The 25,264-nt window shown below is 69.3% G+C and carries 24 protein-coding genes and 1 tRNA gene; 17 read left to right on the top strand and 8 right to left on the bottom strand.

Annotated elements, in window-relative coordinates:
* The first annotated feature begins 13 nt into the window (after nt 1–13).
* From ACWIGI_RS09970 to ACWIGI_RS09950, 5 genes are all read left to right on the top strand, one after another.
* On the top strand, nt 14–1,666 hold the full coding sequence (locus ACWIGI_RS09970) for a cutinase family protein (RefSeq protein WP_454201987.1): 1,653 nt from the start codon (nt 14–16) through the stop codon (nt 1,664–1,666).
* Nucleotides 1,663–2,514: a hypothetical protein gene (locus ACWIGI_RS09965; RefSeq protein WP_454201986.1), complete on the top strand. Its 852-nt coding sequence runs from the start codon at nt 1,663–1,665 to the stop codon at nt 2,512–2,514. Before ACWIGI_RS09970 ends, ACWIGI_RS09965 begins: the two co-directional genes overlap by 4 nt.
* A 143-nt stretch (nt 2,515–2,657) precedes the next feature.
* Nucleotides 2,658–2,730 (top strand) — tRNA-Gly (locus ACWIGI_RS09960).
* A gap of 104 nt (nt 2,731–2,834) precedes the next feature.
* The gene (locus ACWIGI_RS09955) at nt 2,835–3,119 is read left to right on the top strand and encodes a hypothetical protein (protein WP_354984179.1); all 285 of its coding nucleotides are present in this window, start codon (nt 2,835–2,837) and stop codon (nt 3,117–3,119) included.
* Nucleotides 3,120–3,209: 90 nt separating this feature from the next.
* Nucleotides 3,210–4,361, top strand: a complete 1,152-nt coding sequence (locus ACWIGI_RS09950; protein WP_454201985.1) for a hypothetical protein — start codon at nt 3,210–3,212, stop codon at nt 4,359–4,361.
* Nucleotides 4,362–4,377: 16 nt separating this feature from the next.
* On the opposite strand, the gene ACWIGI_RS09945 is transcribed toward ACWIGI_RS09950, so the two are convergent.
* The gene (locus ACWIGI_RS09945) at nt 4,378–5,877 is read right to left on the bottom strand and encodes an AMP-binding protein (protein WP_454201984.1); all 1,500 of its coding nucleotides are present in this window, start codon (nt 5,875–5,877) and stop codon (nt 4,378–4,380) included.
* 141 nt (nt 5,878–6,018) lie between these two features.
* On the bottom strand, nt 6,019–6,834 hold the full coding sequence (locus ACWIGI_RS09940) for a hypothetical protein (RefSeq protein WP_454201983.1): 816 nt from the start codon (nt 6,832–6,834) through the stop codon (nt 6,019–6,021).
* Between the two features lie 350 nt (nt 6,835–7,184).
* On the opposite strand from ACWIGI_RS09940, the gene ACWIGI_RS09935 reads away from it, so the two are divergent.
* Nucleotides 7,185–8,423, top strand: a complete 1,239-nt coding sequence (locus tag ACWIGI_RS09935) for an MFS transporter (protein WP_454201982.1) — start codon at nt 7,185–7,187, stop codon at nt 8,421–8,423.
* A complete protein-coding gene (locus ACWIGI_RS09930) occupies nt 8,420–8,959 on the top strand; it encodes a GNAT family N-acetyltransferase (RefSeq protein WP_454201981.1) in 540 nt (179 codons plus the stop codon). The genes ACWIGI_RS09935 and ACWIGI_RS09930 overlap by 4 nt, the downstream gene beginning before the upstream one ends.
* On the opposite strand, the gene ACWIGI_RS09925 is transcribed toward ACWIGI_RS09930, so the two are convergent.
* A complete protein-coding gene (locus tag ACWIGI_RS09925) occupies nt 8,940–10,571 on the bottom strand; it encodes a TlrC/CarA/OleB/SrmB family ABC-F type ribosomal protection protein (protein WP_454201980.1) in 1,632 nt (543 codons plus the stop codon). The two genes, ACWIGI_RS09930 and ACWIGI_RS09925, sit on opposite strands and share 20 nt — an antisense overlap.
* Nucleotides 10,572–10,875: 304 nt before the next feature.
* Here ACWIGI_RS09925 and ACWIGI_RS09920 point away from each other — a divergent pair, with 304 nt between their 5' ends.
* Nucleotides 10,876–11,373 (top strand): GbsR/MarR family transcriptional regulator, encoded by a 498-nt coding sequence (locus ACWIGI_RS09920; protein ID WP_454201979.1) that lies wholly within the window; start codon nt 10,876–10,878, stop codon nt 11,371–11,373.
* On the opposite strand, the gene ACWIGI_RS09915 is transcribed toward ACWIGI_RS09920, so the two are convergent.
* Nucleotides 11,370–12,032 carry a TetR/AcrR family transcriptional regulator gene (locus tag ACWIGI_RS09915; protein WP_454201978.1) on the bottom strand — a complete coding sequence of 221 codons (663 nt, stop codon included), beginning with the start codon at nt 12,030–12,032 and terminating at the stop codon, nt 11,370–11,372. The two genes, ACWIGI_RS09920 and ACWIGI_RS09915, sit on opposite strands and share 4 nt — an antisense overlap.
* 142 nt (nt 12,033–12,174) lie before the next feature.
* Between ACWIGI_RS09915 and ACWIGI_RS09910 the strand changes: the two genes are divergently transcribed.
* The gene (locus tag ACWIGI_RS09910) at nt 12,175–13,125 is read left to right on the top strand and encodes an oxygenase MpaB family protein (protein WP_454201977.1); all 951 of its coding nucleotides are present in this window, start codon (nt 12,175–12,177) and stop codon (nt 13,123–13,125) included.
* Nucleotides 13,126–13,159: 34 nt separating this feature from the next.
* On the opposite strand, the gene ACWIGI_RS09905 is transcribed toward ACWIGI_RS09910, so the two are convergent.
* Both ACWIGI_RS09905 and zapE read right to left on the bottom strand, forming a co-directional pair.
* Nucleotides 13,160–13,987 (bottom strand): tyrosine-protein phosphatase, encoded by an 828-nt coding sequence (locus ACWIGI_RS09905; protein WP_454201976.1) that lies wholly within the window; start codon nt 13,985–13,987, stop codon nt 13,160–13,162.
* 43 nt (nt 13,988–14,030) lie between these two features.
* On the bottom strand, nt 14,031–15,056 hold the full coding sequence (gene zapE, locus ACWIGI_RS09900) for a cell division protein ZapE (protein ID WP_454201975.1): 1,026 nt from the start codon (nt 15,054–15,056) through the stop codon (nt 14,031–14,033).
* A 17-nt stretch (nt 15,057–15,073) separates the two neighbouring features.
* Here zapE and ACWIGI_RS09895 point away from each other — a divergent pair, with 17 nt between their 5' ends.
* The 6 genes from ACWIGI_RS09895 to ACWIGI_RS09870 all read left to right on the top strand — a co-directional run bounded on the left by ACWIGI_RS09895 (nt 15,074) and on the right by ACWIGI_RS09870 (nt 21,971).
* Entirely contained in the window at nt 15,074–15,862 is a 789-nt protein-coding gene (locus ACWIGI_RS09895) for a pyrimidine reductase family protein (RefSeq protein ID WP_454201974.1), read from the top strand.
* Nucleotides 15,863–15,898: 36 nt separating this feature from the next.
* Complete coding sequence (locus ACWIGI_RS09890) at nt 15,899–17,461, top strand: alpha/beta fold hydrolase (RefSeq protein WP_454201973.1); 1,563 nt, start codon at nt 15,899–15,901, stop codon at nt 17,459–17,461.
* A 113-nt stretch (nt 17,462–17,574) separates the two neighbouring features.
* Nucleotides 17,575–18,882 (top strand): glycosyltransferase family 87 protein, encoded by a 1,308-nt coding sequence (locus ACWIGI_RS09885; RefSeq protein ID WP_454201972.1) that lies wholly within the window; start codon nt 17,575–17,577, stop codon nt 18,880–18,882.
* 38 nt (nt 18,883–18,920) lie between these two features.
* Nucleotides 18,921–19,364 (top strand): peptide-methionine (R)-S-oxide reductase MsrB, encoded by a 444-nt coding sequence (gene msrB, locus ACWIGI_RS09880; RefSeq protein WP_454201971.1) that lies wholly within the window; start codon nt 18,921–18,923, stop codon nt 19,362–19,364.
* A gap of 134 nt (nt 19,365–19,498) precedes the next feature.
* Nucleotides 19,499–20,770 (top strand): YncE family protein, encoded by a 1,272-nt coding sequence (locus tag ACWIGI_RS09875; protein WP_454201970.1) that lies wholly within the window; start codon nt 19,499–19,501, stop codon nt 20,768–20,770.
* Between the two features lie 433 nt (nt 20,771–21,203).
* Complete coding sequence (locus ACWIGI_RS09870) at nt 21,204–21,971, top strand: hypothetical protein (protein ID WP_454201969.1); 768 nt, start codon at nt 21,204–21,206, stop codon at nt 21,969–21,971.
* Between the two features lie 179 nt (nt 21,972–22,150).
* Here the strand turns inward: ACWIGI_RS09870 and ACWIGI_RS09865 are convergent, their stop codons facing one another.
* Both ACWIGI_RS09865 and ACWIGI_RS09860 read right to left on the bottom strand, forming a co-directional pair.
* Nucleotides 22,151–22,969 (bottom strand): ABC transporter permease, encoded by an 819-nt coding sequence (locus tag ACWIGI_RS09865; protein WP_454201968.1) that lies wholly within the window; start codon nt 22,967–22,969, stop codon nt 22,151–22,153.
* Nucleotides 22,966–23,928, bottom strand: a complete 963-nt coding sequence (locus ACWIGI_RS09860; protein ID WP_454201967.1) for an ATP-binding cassette domain-containing protein — start codon at nt 23,926–23,928, stop codon at nt 22,966–22,968. Before ACWIGI_RS09860 ends, ACWIGI_RS09865 begins: the two co-directional genes overlap by 4 nt.
* 100 nt (nt 23,929–24,028) lie before the next feature.
* On the opposite strand from ACWIGI_RS09860, the gene ACWIGI_RS09855 reads away from it, so the two are divergent.
* Nucleotides 24,029–24,769 (top strand): TetR/AcrR family transcriptional regulator, encoded by a 741-nt coding sequence (locus tag ACWIGI_RS09855; RefSeq protein ID WP_454201966.1) that lies wholly within the window; start codon nt 24,029–24,031, stop codon nt 24,767–24,769.
* A gap of 48 nt (nt 24,770–24,817) precedes the next feature.
* Nucleotides 24,818–25,264, top strand: a complete 447-nt coding sequence (locus ACWIGI_RS09850) for a hypothetical protein (RefSeq protein ID WP_454201965.1) — start codon at nt 24,818–24,820, stop codon at nt 25,262–25,264.

The following is a 25,264-nucleotide window of genomic DNA, read 5'->3' as shown; positions in this document are numbered from 1 at the left end:
AACGAGGTGCGTGGTGAATCGACAATCGCTGTCCCTGACCGGCATTCGGCGCTCCGCGCTGGTCGTCGCCGCGGTCTGCGCGCTCACGGCGGCGTCCGTCGGCGCGGCGGCCGCCGATACCCCCGAGACCCAGATCCCCATCGATACCTGCCCGGCGCTGTACGCGCTCGGCATCCAGGGCACCGGTGAGTCCTCGCCGGATGCCGCGGTCACCACCGATACCGGCATGCTGTCGGCGGTCTTCCGGCCGATGATGTCCGGTGCGGGCGAACACGGACTGGTGGATCGCGCGTACGTGCCCTACGAGGCGTCCTTCGGCGGGGCGGTGCTGACCGGCACCGGGGTCACGCCGTACATGCAGTCGATCACCGGTGGCCTGGATCGACTGAAGTCCATGGCGAAGCAGGTGGTCGAGCGGTGCTCGAATACCCGGATCGCGCTGGCCGGGTATTCCCAAGGCGCGCACGTGGCGTCGCTGTTCGCCCAGGAGGTGGGCGCGGGCAAGGGGGTCGTCTCCGCCGACAAGATCGCCGCGGTGGCGCTGTTCGGCGATCCGACGCGCAATGCCGGTGCGGCGCTGTTCCCCGGCAAGCCCGGGCAGACCGTGCCCGATGCCGCGCCCGGCACCGATGGCACCGAGGTGAAGGCGCTGTCGTCCCCGCCGCAGTCCAGCGAACCCGCGGTCGGCTCGGGCATCGGTTCGGCGGGCGCACCGCAGGCCGGATTCGGCACGCTCGCGGGGCGGGTCGCCAATTTCTGCAGCACCGGCGATCTGGCCTGCGACGCGCCCAATGCCGCGCCGCTGGTCCGGGTGGTGGCCAATATCGCCTCGCAGGTGGAACTCTCGGGCGGGGATCCCATCAATTCGCTGCGCTCGGTCGCCGAGGCGGTGGCCTTCACCTCGATCAAGACCTTCACCGAGGTGGTGAACAACGATATCTCCGGCACCTCGCTGACCGATCTGTCGATCACCCCGCAGAAGTCGATCTCTCAGCGGGTGGCCGAGGCCTCGGATCCGCGCAATACCTCGGTGGACATCCCCGGCGCCATCCAGGCGCTGGTGAAGATCGGCACCATCGCCTTCAATTCCGTTGTCTCCGTTGTCCGCACGGTGCTGACCGCGACCAATATCGCCGAGATCGCCACCGCGGGGCTCGCCAATCCGCTGGCCGGGCTGATGGTGCTGGGCACCAAGGTGCTCGGCGCGGTCACGAATCTGGTGCCGCCCACCACCATCAGCAAACTGACCGGGCAGGCATTCACCGCGCTGGTGCAGAACGTCACCGACAACAAGGATCTGCTCGATGTCACCACGTGGGTGAAGTACTGGAACACCGCGCGCAAACACGATTACGCCAATGCCGAGGGTTCGGGGTTCGGCGAGAGCCCGGCCGCCTACGTCGGGCACTGGTTCGCCGCAACCGCGGTGGATCTGTCCAAGACCGCCCCGGCCGGGAGCGTGCCCTCCGGCGGTAGCGACAAGCCCGCGCTCGGCCTGAACTTCTCCCCCGGCACCACCGTCACCACGACCGCGCCCGGCGGCGGCCAGTTCCCGCTCGGCGGGGACGCCCCGAGCACCGGCCCCGCGCCGACCACCAGCGGTTCGGGCGCGCCGACCACCGGCTATCCCCTGTTCTCCGCACCCGAACCGCAGGTCACCCGATGAGCACCCCGGATTCCGGCGCTGCGCCACCGCCCCGGGACCGGCGGACCGCGCGCGCCGACGACGACGATGACGAGTACACCGGCGATTGGGCCGATTGGATCGCGCCCGAACCCGCACCGGCGCCCGCGAGCCCCCGGGCAGCGCAGGACTACGACGACTACGCGGACGACTACGACGAGGATGACGACTACTACGACGATCCCCCACCGCCGCGCACGCGGCTCGGGAATCCGTATCGGCGATCGTCCCTGACGTCGGGGCGCGGGCCGTCGTCGCGACAGCAGTGGATGGTTCCGCTGCTCGGGGTGCTGGCGGTGCTGGCCCTGACCGCCGCCGTCGCGGTGCAGTTCGCCAAGGCGACCGGGCCCGAACCCGATCGCACGGTGGCCACCCCGGAGGCCGCGCCCGTCACCGTCACCTCGATGCAACCGGCCGCGAGCGGCGCGCCGGATCTGTGTCCCAACGAGGCGGTCGGCACGCACGTGCGCGGGAACGGTCCCGGATCGACCCATTCGGGGCCGGATGTCATTCTCGCGCTACAGAACCGCTACTACACCGAGCGCAACGGTCAGCGCGTGCGGGAGATGTTCGTGCCGGACTCGCCCACCACGCCCACGGCCGAGGCGATCCAGGCCGGGATCGACAGCATTCCGCCGGGCACCACGTACTGCGTGCAGATCATGCCGGGGCCGTTCGCGAGCCAGCACGTGATGGTGGTGACCGAAACGCACCCGGACAAGAGCCGCAAGGTCTGGCCGGCGCAGCTGGTGCTCACCACCGCGATCGGGGATCGCACGCTGGTCTCGGCCGTCGTGCCCTACACCGAGGGGGACACCGTGCCCCGCTAGATCCGCCACGCGCGCACCGGCTTCCGGGCGCGCCGCGACGAGGCCGACGGGTCCGGATTCCGGGCGTTTTGGAGGTTCGGCAGATCATCGGCTAATGTTTTCCCCGCACGACGGAGAGGCTCCACGGCCCCGAAGACGCGTAAGCGGATGTAGCGCAGCTGGTAGCGCATCACCTTGCCAAGGTGAGGGTCGCGAGTTCGAATCTCGTCATCCGCTCTCAATCTGAAGTTCGCCTCACGAAGGACGAATGTTCCTCTCGCGCAATAGATCTCGCGCACATTCCCGGGCATGTCCACCGCCTTTCGCGGTACCGTTCTCTGGTGACCCCCACGCTCAGCGCCTTCTACGACACTGTGCTCGCCCAGATCAGCAATCCCACCCCGGAGACACCCCCGGTGGCCGACAAGCTCATGAAGCTCGTCCGGTACTTCACGTGGTTCATCCTGCTGTCCGGCGTTATGGCCATCACCTACGCGGGCGGTCGCTTCGCCTGGGAGAAGTGGTCCGGCGGCGGCCTGGCCTCGCCCAAGATGGTCGCGGGCGCGATGATCGGCGGGGTGATCGCCACCAGCGCCGGAACGATCATGAACGCGGCCATCGGATAACCGGCTCACCTCCCGCGCTCTGTCGGCCCCCGCGGTTACGCTCTGTTCAGGCTCGGTCGAACAGACTGGCGAACAACGGTAGGGGCCGCGGTGGGCAGTAGTGAACGGGACAGCACGTCCTTCGGACTCGAGGACGTCAACGAGGCCCTGTCCGCGCTGACCGTCGAAGCCGCCACCGAACGACCGCGCGATGGCGCGGTCATCACCTGCCGCCTGGGCCTGGACGGCGAGAACCCCGAAACCCTCACCCTGCTGGGCGCCCGCTTCGGCGTGTCCCGAGACCGCGCCCGGCAGCTCTACACCCGCGCCATCGGCCAGATGATCCGCCAGCACCGCGCCACCGGCGCGACCGATCTCGGCGTGTTCGCCGAGCGCTATCCCGTCGGCTGGGGCGATGAGCGCCTGGTGCGCACGCTGCTGGCCGAAACCTACGCCACCGACACCGATATCGTCGCCCAGGACTGGGCGTATCTGAAGCTGCGCCTGGCCGGGCACGAGCTCCAGGACGCGAAACGCGTGGCGGGCTTCGTGTTCCAGCGGATCGCGGGCTGGCAGCAGAAGGGCAGATGGCACCTGCTGCCGCCGCAGCAGCGCGAGGAGATACCCGCCGACATCTGGAATCCGTGGCTGCGCCGCGTGGAATGGGCGGACGGCTCCCCCGCCGAGCTACCCGACACCGTCGCGCGCACGCTGGATCTGGCCGATGACGGACGCGGGCACATGTACTCCGAAAAGCTCGGGCGGGAAACGACTTTCGACACCGGTCTGCAGGCGCGGCTGTTCCGGCAGCTGGACGGCAGCGAACGGGTCGAGACGTTCCGGGAGTACCCCGCCGAGCTGGTCTACGACATCGACGGCAGCGAGCGGCTCCACCATCCGGCCGCGGTGGCCCGGTTCACCGACGGCCGCGTGGTTCTGATCGACGTGATACCGCTGGGGCACACCGCGTTCCACGCCAGCCGAGCCAAGGCCGCCGCCGGACGGGCCTACGCGCACGCGCACAACTGGGGGTGGGTCGTGTGGACCGGCGGCGACCAGGGCGTGGCCGAGCTGGCCGAGCGCGAGGTCGCCGCCCGCCACGAGAACCTGCTGCGCAATCGCCTGGCCGAGGGGCCGCTGTCGTGGGCGGAGTTGCGCGGCTATCGCGCCGACACCGGGATGGAACTGCTGGACCTCGCCGCGCTCACCCTGCGCCACGGCTGGCGCTGGGATCGCGGGCCGTTCCGGCTGTCGCGCGGCTGAGACCGGGACGGGCCCGTCAGGCGGGTTCGGGCTGCCCGGCGGTGCTGTCGAGGTCGTCGGCGCTGAGCCACAGGTACCCGTCCGCGTCGAGGTAGCCGGCGGCTGCGGTGTCGTAGTAGCCGGGGAAGCGTTTGAGGTAGGTGGCGACGAAGCGGTCGTCGTCGCGCCAGAGGGTGCGCGGCGCGCCCGGGGGTAGGGGTAGTTTCAGCACCACATGTCCCGGAATGCCGTGCGGGACTTGGCGTCCGGCGGCGTCCAGGATCTCGACGCGGCAGCCGGGCAGCGGGCGGGCGACCGAGCCCGGCTTAGCGGGCAGCAGGCCCGCGCCGAGGGTGTTGGCGGCCGGTGTCCAGCCTGCCTCGGGCGGGAACCAGGTATCGATGACCGGGCAGCCGAAGACCCGCTCCGCCCAGTCCAGCAGGTCGGGCTCGGCGCGTTCACCGGTCAGGAAGACGCCCCGCAGTCCACCGTGAGGATTCGCCGATTCGGGATGAACCGCGCGGCGGATGCGGCGCAAGGTCTGCGGTGTGGTGGACAGGACACCGACTCCGTGGTCGGCGATGACCCGGGCGAAGGCGCCGGCATCGGGGGTGTCGGTCGCCGAGCCCTCGTACAACAGGGTCGTGCAGCCGCTGACGAGTGCGCCGTAGACGGTGAGGGAATGTCCTGTGACCGCACCCGGGTGCGCGTCGGCCCAGAACACGTCGCCGGGGCCGGCGCCGAACACGTCGCGCACCGCCCAGCGCAGACCCGCGAGGTAGCCGCCCGTATCCCGCACCACCGCTTCGGGTTTGCCGGCGACGCCGGAAGTGTGGAGCAGGTAGAGCGGATGGCCGGACTCGACCGGGATCGGGGCGCGCGCGGTGGCCACGGCCATGAGCTGGGCCCAGTCCAGGTCACGCGGGGTCAACGCGATCGGCGCCTCGGGGCGCTGCAGGACCACGCAGTGCCGGGGCCGATGGGCCGAATCCGCCAGGGCCGCGTCGACCACCGCTTTGTAGGGGGTCGGCTCGCGGGTCTCGAAACCCGCGGAGGCCGTGAGGATCACGCCGGGGGCCGTGTGCTCGATGCGCTCGCGCAGCACCTCCCGCGGCACGCTGGGGACCACGACGTGGGTGATGCCGCGCCGCGCGCAGGCCAGCATGGCGACGACGGTCTGCGGCACCGCGGGCATGTGGATCAGGACCGTGTCGCCGGCGCGGACCCGCAGATCGTCCAGGACGCCGGCGAATCGGGCCACCTCGTGCAGCAGCCGCCGGTAGGTGATGGTCTGCGCGGCGCCCGTGACCGGACTGTCGAAGACGATCGCCGGGGTCTCGCCGCGGCCCTCGAGGACGTGGCGGTCCACGCAGTTCTCCGCCGCGTTGAGGCAGCCGCCAGGAAACCACTGCTGCAGGGGCGCGTTGTCGCTGTCCAGCACGGTATTCCAGCGGCGAGTCCACACGAGCTCGGCGGCCCGGTCCGCCCAGAAACGCTCCGGATTCTCCGCCCACGACTGATACACGGTGTCGAACATGATGAAACATTACTGTTTCATAAGCGTTGCCGAGGGGCATATCTCACAGGATGAGAGCCAATGGCGTTCGACCCCTGCGCTTTCCGCCGCCATGATATCGAAACTCGCTGCCGGACAAGCGGATCTACAGGGGACGACCGATCAGACGATCACCAATCCGGCCGCGATGAAGGTGACGATGATCAGCAGCGCGAACCAGCTGATCAACTGCCAGTGCTGGATCGCCGCCTTCTGACCCGCCACCGTGATGCGCAGGGTCGCGTCCACCCGGTTGTGATCAGCCAGCTTGCGGCGCGCCTGGGCGAGATCGTCGGCCTGCTGCTGCGCCGCGAGCTCCGCCCGCTCGAGCCGATGGGTCAGTCGCACCAGCTGCTTCGCCTTGTCGCGCGTGGCCTTTCGAGCCACCGCCAGGGCCGTGCGCTGATTCGTGAGCTCCTGGCGCTGGCGTGCGATGACCGTCGCCTGTGTCCGCGTGTGCCGTTCCCAGTCGGTCACCGTCGCCCACCCTCCCGTGTGTTCGTCACGGAAGCCGTAGGCGAGCTCTTCCGCGACCCAGTCGCTGATGAAATCTCGCAGCTCACTGCAGGATTGGTCGGGCGAGACCACACCGCCCGGTCCGGCCGCCAGCAAGCCGCCCACCGTACGGTAGTCGCATGCCTCGGCGGCGAAGTCGTCCAGGGCCAGCGCGGGCAGCTGGGAGATCCACCAGCCGGGCGGGCAGATCCACAGCACCTCGGTGCAGCCGCTGGTGCGCAGCGCGGCGGTGGTCGCGCGCGCCCCCGCCAGCTCGGGAGCGGACGTGGACACCTCGATGGCGCAGATGCGATCGCCCTTGCGCCACAGCACATCCGGGGTCGAGGTACCGATGGCCACGTCGACCTGCGCGTCGACCCCGGCCGTCGCCAGCCGGCTGCGCAGCCAGTACTTGAAGCGCTGCGCGTCCCAGCGACAGGCCACGCAGCCGGGCTCGCGACAGCGGTCACCCGGTGTGTGACCGCGCGAATCCGCCCCGGGGGACGTCGGATTCGGGTCCGGATCAGCGAGAGCCACCGATCGACCAGGTGGAACTTCCACTCGCCTCGTACTCACACGATCACCGCCCCAGCCACTTCATCATGAACCGCTTCCGTAGAGCCCGGAAACCACCGGTCCACGCCTTACAACAAGAGTGCCGCAGCACCGGTGCACTCAGTCGGGAAAGCGACCATATTCGTTACCCAACCGCGAGCGCGGCGTGATCAAGGGCCGGGCGGAATGTTATCGCGACACGAGATGCCGGTACTCGTTGCCATCGCTACTCTTTCCGGATGATTCACCCGCCGACCCCCGTCCCGCAACCGCGGGCCGCGCGCGCCGCGAACTCGGCGGCCTTCGCGCTGCAGGGGTTCTTCCTGGCCGTCGTGCTCACCGAACTGCCGCAGCAGCGCGATCTGTTCGGACTCACCGACGAGCACATCGTAGCCGCGGTCGCCCTGATCTCCCTGTTGGCCGGCGGCGGCAGCATCGCCGCGGAGCGGCTGGCACTGCGCCGGTCGAGCCGGACCGCGCTGCGGCTGGGCCTGCTGCTGATCGCGGCCTCGGGTGTGGGCGTGGCCTGCGCGCCCAACCGGCTCGTGCTGTTCGCCGTGCTGGGCGTGTACGGCGTGGCGGTCGGCATGGTCGACGCCGGAACCAATATGCAGGCGGTGTTCATCCAGCACGGCTACGGCCGGTTCATTCTGTCCTCGTTCTACGCGGCGTGGAGCGCGGGGGCGATCACCGGCGCGCTGTGCGTCTCGGCCTTCGAAGAGTTCGGCCTCTCCCTGCGGGTATCGGTGCTGATCGCGGCCACGATCGTGCTGGCCGTCACGCTCGCGGCCGGGCCGAAGTTGCTGTCGGCGGCGGACGCCGAGGCCGGGCCCGCCGAATCGGCGCCCGGCGGAACCGATTCCGGCGCAGCGGTTCCCACCCGGCTGTTCCTGGCCGTGGGCATCGTGCTGGCGCTGGCCTTCGCCATCGACTTCGCCGTCGGCAACTGGTCGGCGCTGTACCTGACCGATGTGCTGGCGGCCTCCACGTCCACGGCCCCACTCGCGCTGGCGGCCTACCAGGGCGCGTCGCTGCTCGGCCGGCTCACCGGGGACCTGTGGGTCCGGCGGTTCGGGCCGCGCGCGGTGGTGCGCGTGGCCTCGATCATCGGCTCGGCCGGACTGGCGATCGTGGTGGCCGCACCCGATCCGACCGTGGCCATCGCCGGATTCCTCATCGCCGGAATCGGATTGCCGCTCATCGCGCCGCTGTGCTTCAGCGAGGCCGGCCAGCCCACCAGCGGCCGCGGCCTGGACTCGGTGATCGCGCGGCTCAACCTGTTCAACTACGCGGGCACGCTCGTGGGCGGGGTCGTGGTGGGCGCGCTGGCCGCGGTCACCGATCTGCGCGGCGGCCTGGCGGTGCCGCTGCTGTTCGCGCTGGCGCTCATCGGCGGCGCGCAGGTCTTCCACGCGAGCGCGGGCGTGCGGGCCGCGCCCGCGCCACCGACGGCGGGGCATGTTTCACTGGACAAGTGAGCAACTTTCCAGTGACCGTCGAACGGGCCGACATCCCGGATGCCGCCGAGCTGGGCGAGGTCGCCGCCGCCACCTTTCCCCTGGCCTGCCCGCCGGAATCCACGCCCGCCGACATCGCCGCCTTTATCGACCAGTGGCTCTCGGCCGAACGATTCCGCGAGTACCTGAAGGACCCCGCGCGGATCGCGCTCAAGGCCCTGTCCGAGGGACGGATCGTCGGCTACGCACTGCTCAACGCCGCAGAGCCCGCCGATCCGGACGTGGCCGCCGTGATCGAACAGCGCCCGGTGACCGAGCTCAGCAAGATCTACGTGCTGCCCGATCACCACGGCGGCGGCGTCGCGGCCGCCCTCATGACGGCCGCGCTGGCCGCCGCTCGCGCGGACGGCAGCGCCGGGGTGTGGCTGGGGGTGAACCAGCAGAACACGCGCGCCCAGCGCTTCTACGGCAAACAGGGATTCGAGATAGCGGGCACCAAAACCTTTCTGGTCGGCTCGCAGCGGCATCACGACTACGTCATGCGGCTGACGTTCTGAGCTGTCCCGCACCCAATTCCAGGTGCCTGCCCCGGAATCGCGCGCGCATCCGCCGATCGTGCGTGACCAGGACGACCGCGCCCGCGAAACCCTCCAGCGCCCGTTCCAGGTCTTCGACCAGGGCCGGGGACAGGTGGTTGGTCGGCTCGTCCAGCAGCAGCAGATCGGCGGGATCGCTGACCAGGCGCGCCAATTCGACGCGCCTGCGCTGGCCGTAGGACAGTTCCTCGAGCCGCAGGCCCAGCTCCGCGGGGCGGAACAGGCCGAGGGACAACAGCTCCCCGGTGTACTCCTCCGGGTAGCCGACCCGGCCGGCGGCGTACGCCTCGAGCACCGTGTGCCGGGGCGGCCACGGTGATTCCTCCTGGCGCAGATGACCGACCCGGCCGTGCCGGACCACCACGCCGCTGTCCGGGGTGAGCTCCCCGGCCAGCAGCCGCAGCAGCGTCGTCTTGCCCGCGCCGTTGGGACCGGTCACCAGCAGCCGATCGGCCGCGTCGAGCCGCAGGTCCTCCAGCACCAGGCGGCCGTCGACACGGATACCCGTGAGTTCGGCCACCGGCGCGCCCGCCAGGTCACCGGCCACCACCGGCGCCGCGCCGAAGCGCAGTGGATCCGGCGGCGGCGCAACGGGATTCGAGCTCAGCCTGGCCACGCGCTCCTTCGCGTTGCGCACCCGGGACATGGCGCCGTGCGCGCGCCCGCGCGCCCGGAACGGGCCCGCCGCGAAGTTGGCGAGCGGCAGTTTGCGGGGAATCGCCTCCAGCCGAGCCACATTCGACTCCGCCAGGCGGCGATTGCGCGCCATCTCGGCCCGCCACTCGTCGTGCTCGAACTGTTGCCTGCGACGTTCGGCGGCCTTGGCGGTCAGGTAGCCCGCGTAGCCGTTGCCGTGCCGGGACGCCCGGCCGGCCTCGACCTCGAACACCACCGAGGTGATGCGTTCGAGGAAGACTCGATCGTGGGTGACCGCGACGACGGTGCCGCGGTGGGCCCGCAGCGCGCGCTCGAGCCACTCCACGGCCTCGAGATCGAGGTCGTTGGTCGGCTCGTCGAGCAGCAGCAGTTCCGGCGCGGAGGCGAGGGTTCCCGCCAGTGCCAGCCGTCGGCGTTCACCGCCGGAGAGCGTGCCCAGCAGGCGGTTTCGGTCCAGGCCCGGCAGGCCCAAGCCGGTCAGCGCCGTTTCGACGCGTAGTTCGGCCCGATAGCCGCCGCGCGCCTCGAAGCGGGCCGCCAGTTCTTCGTAACGCTCGAGGCGCTTACCGAGCGATCCCGGTGCGACCAGGGCCGCTTCGGCGGCGCGCAGACGTTGTTCGAGTTCACGCAGCTCCGCGAGGGACAGATCGATGGCGTCGGCGACGGTGGCGGTCGGCGGCAGGTCCAGGGTTTGCGCCAGATAGCCTGTCCCGCCGGGTGATTGCACGATCACGTCCCCGTTGTCGGGGAGTTCGCGACCGGCGATCAGCCGCAGCAGGGTCGACTTGCCGGACCCGTTGTCGCCGACCACGCCGACCTTGTCGCCGGGCCGGATGGACAGCGAGATCGCGTCGAGCACGACGCGATCGTCGTAGCGCTTGGTGACGTCGGAGAGGGTGAGTTGCGCGGTGCGCATGGCAGGCTCCTGTTCTCGGCGCGGACGCGCCGGATCACTGTGGGACGCCGCGCGAGAAGAGAACGCCGAGTGGCGAATTCGCGGGGCGGGGAGACGTCGCGGAGCAAGCTCGACGCGGCGTGGCGACTACAGCGAAATGAAGAACACATGCATGAGGTGTCTGAAGTTAGCCAAGTCCCCCGGGAGCCGTCAACCCCTTTTTTCGCCGGGGTCCGGTACGCCGAAGTTGACATGTTTTCCACGTTCAGTCGAGACTGAACAGATCGCACTCGCCCGGACCCCCTCCGAAAGGACGACTCGACCCATGACCGGCGCCGCATCGGATCCGCACGAAGGCCCCGCCCCCACCGCGGCGCAACTGGCCTTCGTCGAGGATTTCGCGCTGGTCCTCGAACGCATGGGGCTGGTGCGGATGGCCGGGCGCGCGGCCGGGTGGCTCCTGGTCTGCACCCCGCCCGAGCAGACCTTCAACCAGATCACCGACGCGCTGCAGGCGTCCAAGGGCTCGATCTCGAGCGCGCTCAAGACGCTGACCACGATGGGCTGGGTCGACAAGACCACCAAGCCGGGCAATCGGCGCGACTACTACACCATCCGGCCGGGCATCCTGCCCGAGCTCACCCGCCAGCAGACCGCGATGTACGCCGGACTCACGGCCATGACCCAGCGCGGACTGCGACTGTTCGACGATCCGGACGGCGAGCAGGCCGCCCGGGTGCGCGACATGCACGAGTTCTTCGTGTGGATGGCCCGGGAGATGCCCGCCATGCTCGACCGCTGGGACGACGAGCAGCGCGGTTAGAACGGGCCGGCCGCGGGCGGCCCGGCGCCGCCGAGCAGATGCACGATGGAACTCACGTACGCCTCGAGGCGCTCGCGAGGATAGCGCTGCGGATCGCTCACCGCCAGGCCGCCCAGCATCTCCGCCACCGCGAGCAGCGAGTTCGTCAGCAGGGCGGAATCCATTGCGGCCCAGCGCTGGTCGAGCGCCGCGCCCATGCGGATGAGAGCTTCGGCCTGATCGAAGATTCCGGTGCGCGAACTGCGCAGGGCCGCGCGGTACTCCTGCGGCGCGGTGCCGGGACTGGCCAGGATCAGCCGCCAGCGCGTCGGATTCTCCAGCACGACACCGACGAACGCGGCGACCGTGCGTGAGGCCACCTCCACCGGATCGGCGCCGAGCAGGTCCGAGGGCAGGGTCTCCACGACCTGTTCCAGGCCGCGTTCGAGTTCGCGTTCGAGCAGCGCCTCGACCAGCTCGGCCCGGGTCTTGAACACGGTGTACAGCACCGGCTTTCCGACGCCGGCCTCCTGCGCGACGGCCTCCATGCTCAGTTCGTGCAGCTCGGCCCGGCCCAGGACCGCGAAGGCGGCGTCCAGCAACTGGGCGCGGCGCTGCTCGGGAGGCAGGCGCGGCGCGTAACGACGCCGCGGCCGTTCGGTCGCCGTTCGTGAATCCATCGGTTCGATCCTGCCTTCGACTGGTCGATTGGCGGTAATCCTACGCGACCGTTGTATTCCACCCCCGCAATTGCTACGGTGGCGTTGTATTCGTTCGGAACGAGCAGCCCCTTCCGGCGAGCAGCCCCACAAGGAGTCAACGATGAGCTTCGACCCGACCACCCTTCGCCGGGACGACTACGGATTCTTCGGACCCGGTTCGCCCAGCTGGAAGGTCTGGACCGCGCCGACCGCGGTCATCGGCTTCCAGCGCGCGGTCGTCCTCGAGCACTTCGACCCGTTCCTGACCGCCTCGGTCGCGGACTCGCGCGGGATCTACAGCGATCCGCGCGGCCGCCTGGACCGGACCTTCTCCTACTTCCTGCTGGTGGCCATCGCCGACGGCCGCACCGCCATCCAGGCCTCGGAACACCTCATGCAGGTGCACGCGCCGATGACCGGCATCGAGCCCATCACCGGCAAGCGCTACGCCGCCAACAGCCCGGAAACCCAGCTGTGGATCCATCTCACCGGCTGGCACTCGGTGCTCAAGGCGTACGAGGTCTACGGGCCCGGCAAGCTCAGCGCCGCGGACGAGGCCCGGTACTGGGAGGAGTGCGCCATCGCCGCCGAACTCCAGACCTGCAGGCGCGAGGACGTTCCGCTCACCCGCGAGGGCATCCGCGCCTACTTCGAACAGGTCCGCCCGCGGCTGTGCACCTCCGTGCGGGCCGAGGAGGGCATGCATCACCTGCTGCGCACCTCCACCCGCAACGGCTCGGGGCTCGGGTACTACCTCGGCAGCCGGCTGCTGTCGCTGCCCACCGCGGCGCTGACCCCGATGTGGATGCGAAAGCTGGGGCGCTACAACGTGCCTCGCATCGTCGATCCGCTGATCAAGCTGCCGGTCAAGCTCATCGTGTGGCTCTTCACGCTGTTCGGCTCGTTCGGGTTGATCAAGGCCGCGCCGTTCGTGGCGCCCATGGCGGGACAGATCCTGAAGCAGCACCTGTCCAAGGATCTGCCCACCGCGCTCGAGACGATCACCCCCGAGCGCGCCCGAGAGCTGTACAGCCTGCGCGGATCCCGCACCCCGATCGCCGAGGCGAGTTAGCACAACCGCCGCGGGACAACCGCGAGAACGGCTGTCAGGACAGCAGTTTCGCCTTCAGGGCGGCGACATCGTCGGCGCTCAGGCCGAGACCGTCGCGCACGTAGTTGTCGAAGCTGCCGTAGCTCAGGTTCGCCTGATCGAAGGCCGCGTCCAGCGCGCCCTGCACGACACCGTTCATCGGATCGTCGGCCTGGGCGTTGCGGAAGTAGTTCGACAGCAGGTAGTCGTAGTTCACCGTGGCGCGGTCCACGCCCAGGATCGTCAGCAGGACCGCGGACGTCCAGCCGGTGCGGTCCTTGCCGGCGGTGCAGTGGAACAGCACGGCACCCTCGTTGTGCGCGATGTCGCGCAGCACGTCCGCGAACGCCTGATTCGCGCCCGGGGCGGTGATGAAGGCGCGATACAGATCGGTGCCCGCGGTCAGGGTGGAGGCCATGACCTCCGGCGGCGCCTGGCCGATCACGTCGTTGTGGTACGCGGTGGCCCCGGCCGGAATCCGGTCCACGCCCATCAGCTGCTGCTCGAAGCCCGTGCGCAGATCGTGCACCGACTTCACGGCGCGCCCGGACAGATCCGCGAGATCGACATCGGTGGCCTTGCTCAACTCACCGGTGCGGTAGACCAGTCCCGTTCGCACGGTGCGGCCGGCGGCGGTGCGATAGCCGCCCGCGTCCCGCGCGTTCACCACACCCTGCAGATTCAGCGAGCGCTCGGAGATGTCGAGCACCACATTGCCGGTCGAGGCGGGCGGGTCGACCTTCACCGCCGCGGGCGGATCCGCCAGTGCCACGGTCGGCAACGCGCCCAGCGACAGCGCGGAGGCCAGCACCAGGGAGGCGCCGAGCTTGCGGGTTCGGATCATTCAACTTCCCTTTCTCGATCTCCCGGCTCGTGGCCGGGCGGGGTCAGGACGCCGCCGCCTGCACCTCGAACCGGGACAGCGCCAGCAGGCGCGAGATGGCACGCAGGTACTTCTTGCGGTAGCCGCCGTCGAGCATCTCGGCGGAGAAGATCTGGTCCAGCTTGGCGCCGGACACGGTGACGGGGGTGCCCGCGTCGTACAGGCGGTCCGCCAGCACCACCACGCGCAGCGCCACGGCCTGATCGGTGACCGTGTGCACGCCGTCGATGTACACCGCGGACACGTCGTGGATCAGGGCGTTGTACCGCGAGGGATGCAGGGTCGCCAGATGCTTCAGCAGCGCGTCGAAATCGTCGAGCGTGGAACCCGGTGTGGCGGCGGCCTTCTCGGCCAGCACCGCGGAGGCGGTCGGCTCGGGGGCGGGCGGCAGATCGCGGTGCCGGTAGTCCGGGCCGTCGACGCGGATGGGCTCGAACAGCGAACCCAGCTTCTTGATCTCGCGCATGAAGTCCGAGGCGGCGAACCGGCCCTCGCCCAGCTGACCCGGCAGGGTGTTGGAGGTGGCCACGATCGACACCCCGCGCGCGGTCAGCTCCGAGAGCAGCCGCGAGACCAGCATCGTGTCGCCCGGATCGTCGAGCTCGAACTCGTCGATGCACAGCACGCTGTTGCCGGCCAGTCGCTCGACGGTGTTGTTGAAGCCCAGGGCGCCGACCAGATTGGTCACCTCGCCGAAGGTGCCGAAGCTCTTGGGACCCGGCACGCTGTGGAAGATCGAGGCCAGCAGGTGGGTCTTACCCACGCCGAAGCCGCCGTCCAGGTACAGGCCGATGCCCGAGACCTGCTTCTTCTTGCCGAAGAGCGGCTTCTTGGCCGCGGCCTTGTGCAGCTTGGTGACCGCGCCGGCGAATTCCTCCGCCTTTTTCACGGCCGCGGCCTGCGAGGGCTCCTTCGGATCCGGGATGTACGAGGCGAAACTGACCTCATCGAACGTGGGCGGGGGAACCATCTGGGCCACCAGCTGGTCAGCCGGAACCTCCGGGTGGCGATCGACGAGGCGTTGTTGCACCGGACAAGCGTACGGACGTGGTGGAATCGGTCCTCATGCAGCGTATGCCCAATGCGATCCAGCTCACAGATCTCACGCACGACGACCTGGTGCGCCTGTACACCTACCCGGTCGGACCGCAGGCGCCGTACGTGCGGATCAACTTCGTCACCAGCATCGACGGCGCGGCGTCGCTGGAGGGCCGCTCGGGCGGCCTGGGCACCCCCGCGGACAAGCGGGTGTTCGGCATACTGCGCGATCTGGCCGACGTCGTCGTGGTCGGGGCCGGTACCGCGCGCGCGGAGAATTACGGGGCGGCGCATACGGATTCGCACCTGCGGACCCGGCTGTACCACCACGGCACGGGCGGTGATCCCGACGGCGCGCCGCCGCGCATCGCGGTGGTGACCGCCGGTGCCGCGCTCGATCCGCGCAGCAGACTCTTCACCGACGCCGGGGCCCGGCCTTTGATCATCACCACCGCCGCCGCGCCCGCCGCGCGGCTGCGCGAACTCGCCGACGCGGGCGGGGAAATCGTGCAGGCGGGCGAGACGAGCGTGAGCCCGGCCGGACTGCTCGCGGCGCTCGAGACCCTGCGACTACGGCGCGTGCTGTGTGAGGGCGGGCCCGCGCTGTTCGGCGATCTGATCACCGCGCAGGCCGTCGACGAGCTGTGCCTGACCATCTCTCCCCTGCTGGTCGGCGGGAACGAGCGGCGAATCGCCGTGTCCCCCAATGCCATGCCCACCCCCATGGCATGCCGGCAGCTGATCTTCGCCGAGGACGGCACGATTCTCACCCGGTGGACGCGCGCGCACACCCTGTAGCTGAAACCGGGCGCCGGACCTGGCAGGCTGTAGCGCATGCGCTGGACTCGGGCCGCTCTGGTGGCGTCCACACTCTCCCTGCTGGTGACCACCGCGTGTGGCGCCGGTCCGTCGAATCGGCCGGACGTCGCCGTGGAACGGCCACATCAGGCCGGGGTCGCGGAAACCACCGCGCCCGGCGAACCCGCGCCGCCGGCCCCCGAGGTGCCCAAATCCGAACTGTCCTGGCACGACTGCACGGTGCCGAGCTTCAATCTGCTGTCCCTGGGCACGCCGCCCGCCGGGCTCGTGCTCGAATGCGCCGAGTACACCACCCAGGTCGACGCCGCGGGATCGGTGTCGGGCAACTTCCGCACCGCGGCCATGCGCGCTCGCTATGACCGCACCCCCAAGGACGCGGCGCCGCTGGTGCTGACCTCGGGCTCGGACCGCGCCTCCACTGCGACCCTGGCCGCGCTCGCCGCCGGGCCCGCCGGACCGCTGCTGGCCACCCGGCCCATCGTCGCGGTCGACCGGCGCGGCATCGGCAGCTCGCAGCCGGTCAACTGCCTCACCCCGGAGCTGCGCAGGGAGATCGCCGAACAGGCCCAATTCACGCGCGGTGCAACCGATCCGGTGGACGCGGTCGCCGAGGCCAGCCAGGACGCCACCATCGAGTGCCTGGACTTCCTGTCCCCCGCCCAGGGCACCTTCGACGCCGGGCACGCCGCCGACGACATCGATCAGCTGCGCCGCACCTGGCAGGTCGATCAGATCGCGCTGCTGGGCACCGGGCAGGGCGCGGCCGTGGCGCTGAGCTACGCCCGCAAGTACGGCGAACACCTGGGGAGGCTGGTGCTGGACTCCCCGCAGGCGGTCGGGCTGGACGCGGTGGGCAGCGCCGAACAGCGGGTCAAGGGCGCCGAGGCAGCGCTGACCGCGTACGCCCAGCGCTGCGCGGCACTGAACTGCGCGCTCGGAGCCGATCCCCGCGCGGCCGTGGCCGACCTGGTGAACCGGGCCGGGAACGGGGCGTTCGGCGATCTGGCCGCGTCCAGTCTGGTCACCACGCTCAACGGTTTCCTGGGCGACCCGCGCACCCAGCAGAACGCGCAGATCACCGAATTCGCCGACGCCCTGGCCGCTCTCGGGCGCGGCGACCGCGGGCCCATCACCCCGTTCGTGCAGCGCGAGACCGCAGCCATCGCCAACGACGGTCAATACGTGAACCGGTGCAGCGACAACTCCCAGCCCGCGACCCCCGGGCGCGCCAAGGAACTGCTCGGCACCTGGGGCGCGAGCTACCCGGTGTTCGGCCGGAACGCGGCGATCGATCTGATGTCCTGCTCGGCGTGGCCCGCGGCCGCGCCCATGGGACTGCCCGAGAAGTTCGAGCGGCCGACGCTCGTACTCGGCGGCATCGCCGACCCGGTGGCCGGAACCGACGGCCGCCCCTCGGTCACCGGCGTGCTCGGCGCGGCGGGCGCGCGCACCGCAACCGTGGTGTGGCAGGGCTGGGGTCACCCGACCTTCGCGCACTCGGGCTGCGCACAGCAGGCGGTGGCCGACTATCTGAAGGACGCGACGCTGCCCGCCGACGGGACCGCCTGCCCGGCGTGATGTGGGTCGCAGTGGCACAACCGGGCTACGACCGGGCGGTCCGGTGTGCGCCACGGCATGATTTCGGCGGGTCCGCGCACCCGTGACCGTGCCTTTCGGTGTACCGTGCCCGAGTGTTCCTTCGCCAGCTCGAGCCCCGAACCGCGCGCACCACCGCCGAGGTATTGAACTTCGCCCTGTGGCCGTTAGCAGTCCTGACCGTGCTGAACCGCGTCTTCATCAAGGCCGTCAACGGGTACATCACCGATGACTACCGGCCGGTCTATCAGGCATCGCTGGCATTTCTGAACCATCGGCCCATCTACAACGCCAATTTCGACTCGGTCGACCCGCACTACCTGTACCCACCGAGCGGGACGCTGATCATCGCGCCGCTGGCCCTGATCGATCCGGAGAAGTCGCGCTGGGCCTTCATCGGGCTCAACGCGATCGCGATCATTCTCGCCGGGTATCTGCTGCTGCGGCTGTTCGACTTCACGCTGAGCTCGGTGGCCGCGCCCGCGCTGCTGCTGGCCATGTTCGCCTCCGAGACGGTCACCAACACGCTGATCTTCACCAATATCAACGGCTGCCTGCTGCTGGCGATGATGGTGTTCCTGCGATTCATGCTGGCGCGCAAGGATCTCTGGGCCGGTGTGATCATGGGCTTGGCGATATCGGTGAAGGGGCCGCTGCTGGCCCCGCTGCTGTTGATCGCGGCGGCGCGCGGGCAGTGGAAGATCTTCATCACCGCACTGGGCGTCCCGGTCGTCCTGAACCTGGCGGCCTGGCCGTTCATCGTGGACTACGCCGAGTTCTGGAAGCACACGCTGCCCTACCTCACCGAATCGCGCGACTACTTCAACAGCGCGATCGTCGGCAATGCCGGGTACTTCGGCGTCGCGGACTGGCTGACCTGGGTCATCCGCATCACCCTCGGTGTGCTGGTGCTGATTTCGCTGTGGCTGCTGTACCGGTACTACCGGCAGGACGAGGTCTTCTTCGTCTGCACCACCTCGGGACTGCTGATCGCGGGCACGATGCTGCTGGGCTCGCTCGGGCAGATGTACTACTCGATGTTCCTGTTCCCCATGATCATGACCGTGGTGCTGAAGAACTCGGTGCTGCGCAACTGGCCCGCGTGGGTGGCGATCTTCGGGTTCCTGTCCTACGACAAGTGGCTCTCGGACCGCTGGCAGAGCACCGGGCGCACCCTCGAATACCTGCGCACCACCTTCGGCTGGGGGCTGCTGCTCATCGTCACCTTCTGTGTGCTGGGCGAGCGGTACCTGTCCGCGCGCCGCGAGGGCCGCCTGCGCGACGGGCAGACCCTGGACCCGGCGTGGATGCACCCCGAGCCGGAGCCCGAGCCCGAGCCCGCGGCGGAGCCGGTGATCGACAGCAAGCCCCGCCCGGCCGTCCCCGAGCCCGTGACCACCTGATTCGGGCACGCACTTGCGCGAAGTATTAGCGTGTAACCATGAGTTCCGACGCTGATACTTCGCTACCGGCACCGCGCATCCAGCTGACCCCGCAGGAATGGCGGGCCAAGCTGAGCCCGGACGAGTACCGCGTACTGCGGGAAGCGGGCACCGAACGCCCATTCGTCGGTGAGTACACCGATACCGAGACCGAGGGCGTCTACGCCTGCCGGGCGTGCGGGGCCGAATTGTTCCGCAGCAGCGAGAAGTTCCATTCGCACTGCGGCTGGCCGTCGTTCTTCGATCCGGCGAAGTCCGACGCGGTCATCCTCAAGGCCGACGACTCGCTCGGCATGCGCCGGGTCGAGGTGCTGTGCGCCAACTGCCACAGCCACCTCGGCCACGTCTTCGAGGGCGAGGGCTACGACACCCCCACCGACAAGCGGTACTGCATCAACTCGATCTCGCTGACGCTGCAGCCGGCGGCGGGCGCCGCCGGCTGAGATCGGTCAGCGGCTCAGGGCCTGGAACCTTCGCTCGCTGATCGATCGCGGGCTCGGGGGTCGGTTCGGCGCGGTGAGGAGCGCGGATACGCCGCCGGATATATTCGATCGAGTATCCAATCGATCGGGGGGTCATGAACGAGCCTGACGAACACGATCCGCTGTCCGCGACGAGCCGGCGGGAAACGTCGATGGATCGTTCGGAGAGTAGTGCGGGGTCGCCGCAGGAATCCACCGTGATGGCTCAGCATGCTCATTCCCCGCGGTGGGCGCTGGCAATGGCGGCAGTGGTGGCGATCTCGGCGATTGTGGCGATTCTGTTCAGACTCATCGGCATTGGAGGCGAAGGGAAGAACTTCGCGGCGGGAGAAGCGAGTTCGGCCCGCGATACCGTCGACTCCACGACGGAAACCGTTGCCCCCGAGACAATCACGGTGGGAGGCGGGGACCGCTCCGAAGGCATGGTCTTCGCGGATCGAACAGCACCGCTGCTGTATGTGGTGAACGCTGCCGGATACACGGCGAACGGGGGCCCTGAGACGGCGGCATTGTCGATCGTGGATCTGACCACCCGCTCGGTGACCGCGAGACTGCCGCTGCCCTCGTATCCGCGAGATGTCGCGGTCGACTCGGTCACGCACACCGTCTATGTCGTGACAGGTACGTTCGAGCCCACCACCGGGGGTGTCGTCACCGTCATCGACGCCATGGCCGGGGCCATCACCGCCGAAATCCCCACCGGCAAGAACTCGTGGGATGTCGAAGTCGACGAAAACACCCATACCGCTTACGTTCTCAACTGCGGACGATTCTGTACCACTGCGAGTGCGGCGGATGAGATCAGCACATTGTCCGTGATCCCGTGGGGCGCCGCCGAGGCGGACCCGGCGGTTCCGTTCGGCAGCGACGTGAGGTATTTCGCGCTCGACGCGGCGATGAATCGTGCCTATACCGCGAGCGGCGCGGACAGTCTCGACGTCATCGATCTGGCGACCAACACCGTCGTTTCCTCGATCACGCTGCCCCATGGTGCGTCGCACATCCACTTCGATCAAAACACCCGGCAGGCAGTTACGACGCAGCAGCGTTGGGAGGAAATACTGGCGGTGGATATCGACAAGGCCACCAGCACGGTGATCGACAGCGGCAGGGACGGAAATCAGGGCTGCTTCAAGTATCAACCCCCGTATGGACGAGCATTCGACGGTACTGGACACACGCTCTACAGTTCCTGCCCCGACAAAGGCGGGGTCATCGCCTACGACACGGTGACCGGCGCACTGACCGACACGATCCAGGTCGCCGACGCATCAGGAATCGCCTTCGATCCGACGACCAACACCCTGTTCGTTTACGGAGGCAAAGAGAGCGTGGTCACCATCATCGCTCGCCCGCCGGTGAAGTGACCGGCGATGCTCGTGCCGTGCTCGACGCGTGACCGGGTCGGCTGCCGCATGGCACATAGTCTCAGCGGGACGAGGTTTCGGTCACCCGCATACGATCTGGGTCGAAGACGGTCGTCTGGGTGGGCTTATCTCGGGGTGCGAGGCTGACGGTGGTGTTGTCAGGGAAGGAAGCTTCAGGGCAGCCGGCTTGGGCCCGCCACTGGGAGTGCGGGTCGGTGGTGGTGTTCGGGGTGGTTCTTCTCGGATCATGGGGGGACACGATTCGTGGTGCGGCGGTGTCGGACTCGAGGTTCGGTGCGGGTCGCGGTGAATCCCGGACGGAATGGGGACCGTGGTGGACGACCTACGTGGGCGGGTGGCGGAGCTGTTGTGTGTCGCGGCGCAGTTGCACGGGTATGCGGCTCGGGTGGATGGGGAGGGGGATGTGCGGGTGATGACCGGGGCAGCCGAGGCCCTGGTCTTCTATCCGGACAATCTGATGCGCACCGTTGCGGCTGCGCCGCAACAGGATTGGGCTGCGCTGGTCGCGGACCATCTGGCCACCCTGTTGAGCAACTACAGCGCCGATCGGATCACACCGCCGAAGGAAGAGAGGTTCTCCGAGATACAGGGGTTGATTCGTACCCGGCTCTACCCGGAGTCCTCCGATGAGGCGCGGATCTGTGTGTGCAGGCCGGTGGCGGACGGACTGACGCAGCGGATTGTGCTCGACAGCGTGAACACGATCGCGCAGGTCACTCCCGACCTGCCGGGGCGCTGGAATGTCGGCGAGGACGAGCTTTTCGCTGTCGCCGAGCGCAATACCCGTGCCGACGCACCGCTGTCGGTCCTGCCGGCGGGGTTCCCCGAAGGCGTTCCGCCGTGGTTCCAGCTCGCCGGCGCGGACTACACCAGCGCCGAGGCGTTGTGGCTCGGGGACTACGCCGATGTCATCGGCCGGGCCGGTGCTCTGTTCGCGATCGCCTCGGAGGGCACGATCCGGGCGGCTCCGATCAACGGCGTGGATGTGCTCGAGGCCGCACACGTGCTGGGCTCGCTGACCGCGCATCATTTCGTGAACGATCCACGGCCGATAAGCCCGCACGTCTACCGATGGCACGACGGGCACATCGAGTTGGCCATCCACATCCGATCCACGCCCGACAGCCTCGAGCTGTATCCCACCGACGAATTCTGGATGGTGCTGAACCGGCTCGGATGAATCCTCCGATGCGCTCGTCTGCTCGGATCCCGGGACCGGCGGCGGTCACCGGCCGACCCGGTCGAGTGACGCGACCACGGCCAGGTGACGCGAATCGGGCAGCACCCATTGGATGCGGCCCGATTCGAATTGGGAATGGCTGTCACGCAGCGTGTTTCACACAGTCACGGCCGTGCCGGTCATCTACTCAAGCTCTGGAACCGGCGGACGGCGAGCGGCAGGAAGATCGCGGTCAGGATCGCGGGCCACACCACGGCCATCAGTAGCGCGTGCTGCTCGATCCAGGAATCACCGCTGCCGACCGGCGAGCCGAACAGCTCGCGGGTCGCGGCGGAGGTCGAGGAGATCGGGTTCCAGGCCGCGATCGCGCCCAGCCAGCTCGGCATCAGTTGCGGGGCAACGAAAATGCTGGAGATCATGGTCAGCGGGAAGGCCACCGCGAAGAGGTTGCCCGCGGCTTCCGGGTTCGGCACCATGAGGCCGAGCCAGACGCCGAGCCAGATCAGCGCGAACCGCAACCACAGCAGCAGCGCGAAAGCGACCAGGCCGCCGAGGAATCCGCCCTCGGGCCGCCAGCCGATGACCACCGCGGTGAGCATCAGGATGATCAGTTCGGCGCAGGCCAGGATCAGGTCCGTGATACCGCGGCCGGCCACCACGGCCGAGGACGCCATGGGCATGGACCGGAAGCGATCGATGACGCCGTTCGAGGCGTCGTGGACCACGATGGTCGCGGTGTTGATGAAGCCGAAGGCCATGGTCATCACGAACATGCCGGGCATGAGGAAGCTGCGGTAGTCCCCGCCGCCCGGCACGCTCATGGCGCTGCCGAATACGTAGCCGTACAGCAGCACCGACAGAATCGGGAAGCCGAGCTGCCAGGCGATGTTCACCGGCTGGCGCTGGTAGTGGGTCAGCCCGCGCCGCACCACGTTCCAGCTGTCGGCCACCGCCCAGTAGACCCGGGAACGGTCCTGGATCGAATCGGGTGTGCTCATCGGGTGGCCTCCGCGTCGGCTGTGGTGCGATGTCCGGTCAGGTGCAGGAACACGTCGTCCAGGCTGGGGCGGCGCACACCGATGTCGTCGACGGGGATGCCCTCGTCGGCGAGCGTGCGGGCCGCCGCGGTGAGCGCGCCGACCCTATCGGTGACGCGGGCCCGCACCACGTGCTCGGCCTCGTCGATCTCGGGCTCGCCCGCGCTCACCCGGTCCAGCACCTTGGCGACCAGGCGCAGATCGGCGGTGTACGAGACCACCTCGAGCAGATCGCTGCCGACGCTGCTCTTGAGCCTGTCCGCGGTGTCGTCGGCGATGGCCCGGCCCTGATCGATGACGGTGATGTGCGAGGCCAGCCTGTCCGCCTCCTCGAGGTACTGCGTGGTGAGCAGGACGGTCGTGCCGTCGGCGACCAAGGCGCGCACCGATTCCCACACTTCGCCGCGGCTGCGCGGATCGAGGCCGGTGGTCGGCTCGTCGAGGAAGAGCACCTCCGGCGACAGGATCATGGACGCGGCCAGATCGAGCCGGCGGCGCATGCCGCCGCTGTAGCCGCCCACGCCCTTGTCCGCGGCGGCGGTGAGGTCGAAGCGTTCGAGCAGTTCGACCGCCCGGGTCTTGGCGCGGGCGCCGCCGAGATGGAAGAGCCTGCCGAACATCTCGAGGTTCTGCCTGCCGGTCAGCACCTCGTCCACGGCCGCGTACTGACCCGTGAGGCCGATGCGGGCCCGGAGTTCGCGCGGCTGGCCGGCGACGTCCAGACCCGCCACGGTGGCGCGGCCGCCGTCGAGCCGCACGAGGGTGGACAGAATCCGCACGGCGGTGGTCTTGCCCGCGCCGTTCGGGCCGAGCAGACCGTGCACCGTGCCGCGGCGCACGGTCAGGTCGAATCCGTCGAGGGCGCGTTTGTCCCCGTATCGCTTCTCGAGCCCCTCGGCTCGAATGGCGTAGTCGTTCACTCTTCTCCCCTTGGACCAGCGTGTCCGTTAACTGGGTACGTTGTACCCGATTTAGAGTACAACGTACCCAGTTCTCTGCCAACCGATTAAGCTGAAGCCCATGACGACCGAGGCCAGCGGTAGCGGCGACCTGAGCCGCACCCTCGATTTGCTCTGGGATTCCGGGCCGCGACCCAGTCGCGGGCCCAAACCCGGCCTGACCCTGGACCGCATCGTCGAGGCCGCGATAGACGTCGCCGATGCCGAAGGGCTGGAAGCGGTCACGATGCGACGGGTGGCGACCGAACTCGGGAAGGGCGCGATGTCGCTCTACCGCTACGTGCCGGGCAAGGCCGAACTGCTGGACCTCATGCTGGATCGCGTCCAGCGCCCCTACGATCCCGAATTCCTCGGCGAGGGCTGGCGGGACGCGCTCGAGGCGCTGGCGCACGGGACGCTCGCGCTCTATCGCGAGCACCCGTGGCTCATCCAGGTCAACCAGACGCGACCGGTCCTGGGCCCCAGCGCGATCGAGAGCCTCGAACGCGTCGTGTCCCGGCTGACGCCGATGGGCCTGCCCGACCCCGAACTGATCGCGGCGATCACCATGATCGACAACTACGTGGTCGGCGCGGCCCGCAGCCAGATGTATCAGCGCGACGCCGAACGCAAATCCGGCATGACCGACGACGAGTTCTGGACCGCGCAGGTCCCCTACATCGAACGGGCCATGGCGACCGGGAACTATCCGACGATGGCGGGGCTGTCCGAGGACGCCTTCGGGTCCTTCGACCATTTCACCTTCGGCCTGCGGCGCATCCTGGACGGATTGCAGGCGTACGTGGACGGTCACCCCCGGTAGCGCCGCACCCCGGGTGGCGGCCGCCGGCGCACCGATTACCCTGGGGCCGTGCGCAGCAGCCGAGGTCGCGGGACGAGCGCGCGAGCCGGGCTCGCGCGCGTGCTCGCCGTCCTGGCCGCGCTGATCGGGCTGGCGCTGCTGCAGAGTTCGCCCTGCCTGGATCAGGCGGGGACCGCGGCGGCGCACGCGCTCGCACACGGGACCGCCGACCCGGGTTCCGGTCCCGGCGCCGCGCCGGCTCCGAGCGGTGCCGATCTTTTCGAGGCCGCCGTCGGCGCGCTCGACATCGAGTCGCCCGCACCGGATTTCGACGTGCCGGTCGAGCTCGCCGCCTGGTGCGTGGCCGTGCTGATCGCCGCGCTGGCGCTGCTGGCCCGCAGGACCGGTCACACCTGGGCGCTGTCCGCTCCGGTGCGCGCGGGACCGGATATCCGGGCCGTCCATCACCCACGCCGGGCGTACAGCCTGGCCATGCTCTGCGTGCTGCGCACGTAG

The organism is Nocardia sp. NPDC055321, assembly GCF_053645575.1.
Note: the sequence above shows the minus strand (reverse complement) of the source record. Positions and strands in the feature narration are given on the sequence as shown.

Excerpts from the sequence above, each read along its gene's own strand:
- ACWIGI_RS09965 (WP_454201986.1), top strand. The coding sequence starts at position 1,663 with ATGAGCACCCCGGATTCCGGCGCTGCGCCACCGCCCCGGGACCGGCGG.
- ACWIGI_RS09945 (WP_454201984.1), bottom strand. The coding sequence starts at position 5,877 with ATGTTCGACACCGTGTATCAGTCGTGGGCGGAGAATCCGGAGCGTTTC.
- ACWIGI_RS09935 (WP_454201982.1), top strand. The coding sequence starts at position 7,185 with ATGATTCACCCGCCGACCCCCGTCCCGCAACCGCGGGCCGCGCGCGCC.
- ACWIGI_RS09925 (WP_454201980.1), bottom strand. The coding sequence starts at position 10,571 with ATGCGCACCGCGCAACTCACCCTCTCCGACGTCACCAAGCGCTACGAC.
- ACWIGI_RS09920 (WP_454201979.1), top strand. The coding sequence starts at position 10,876 with ATGACCGGCGCCGCATCGGATCCGCACGAAGGCCCCGCCCCCACCGCG.
- ACWIGI_RS09915 (WP_454201978.1), bottom strand. The coding sequence starts at position 12,032 with ATGGATTCACGAACGGCGACCGAACGGCCGCGGCGTCGTTACGCGCCG.
- ACWIGI_RS09910 (WP_454201977.1), top strand. The coding sequence starts at position 12,175 with ATGAGCTTCGACCCGACCACCCTTCGCCGGGACGACTACGGATTCTTC.
- ACWIGI_RS09905 (WP_454201976.1), bottom strand. The coding sequence starts at position 13,987 with ATGATCCGAACCCGCAAGCTCGGCGCCTCCCTGGTGCTGGCCTCCGCG.
- ACWIGI_RS09890 (WP_454201973.1), top strand. The coding sequence starts at position 15,899 with ATGCGCTGGACTCGGGCCGCTCTGGTGGCGTCCACACTCTCCCTGCTG.
- msrB (WP_454201971.1), top strand. The coding sequence starts at position 18,921 with ATGAGTTCCGACGCTGATACTTCGCTACCGGCACCGCGCATCCAGCTG.
- ACWIGI_RS09875 (WP_454201970.1), top strand. The coding sequence starts at position 19,499 with ATGAACGAGCCTGACGAACACGATCCGCTGTCCGCGACGAGCCGGCGG.
- ACWIGI_RS09870 (WP_454201969.1), top strand. The coding sequence starts at position 21,204 with ATGACCGGGGCAGCCGAGGCCCTGGTCTTCTATCCGGACAATCTGATG.
- ACWIGI_RS09865 (WP_454201968.1), bottom strand. The coding sequence starts at position 22,969 with ATGAGCACACCCGATTCGATCCAGGACCGTTCCCGGGTCTACTGGGCG.
- ACWIGI_RS09855 (WP_454201966.1), top strand. The coding sequence starts at position 24,029 with ATGACGACCGAGGCCAGCGGTAGCGGCGACCTGAGCCGCACCCTCGAT.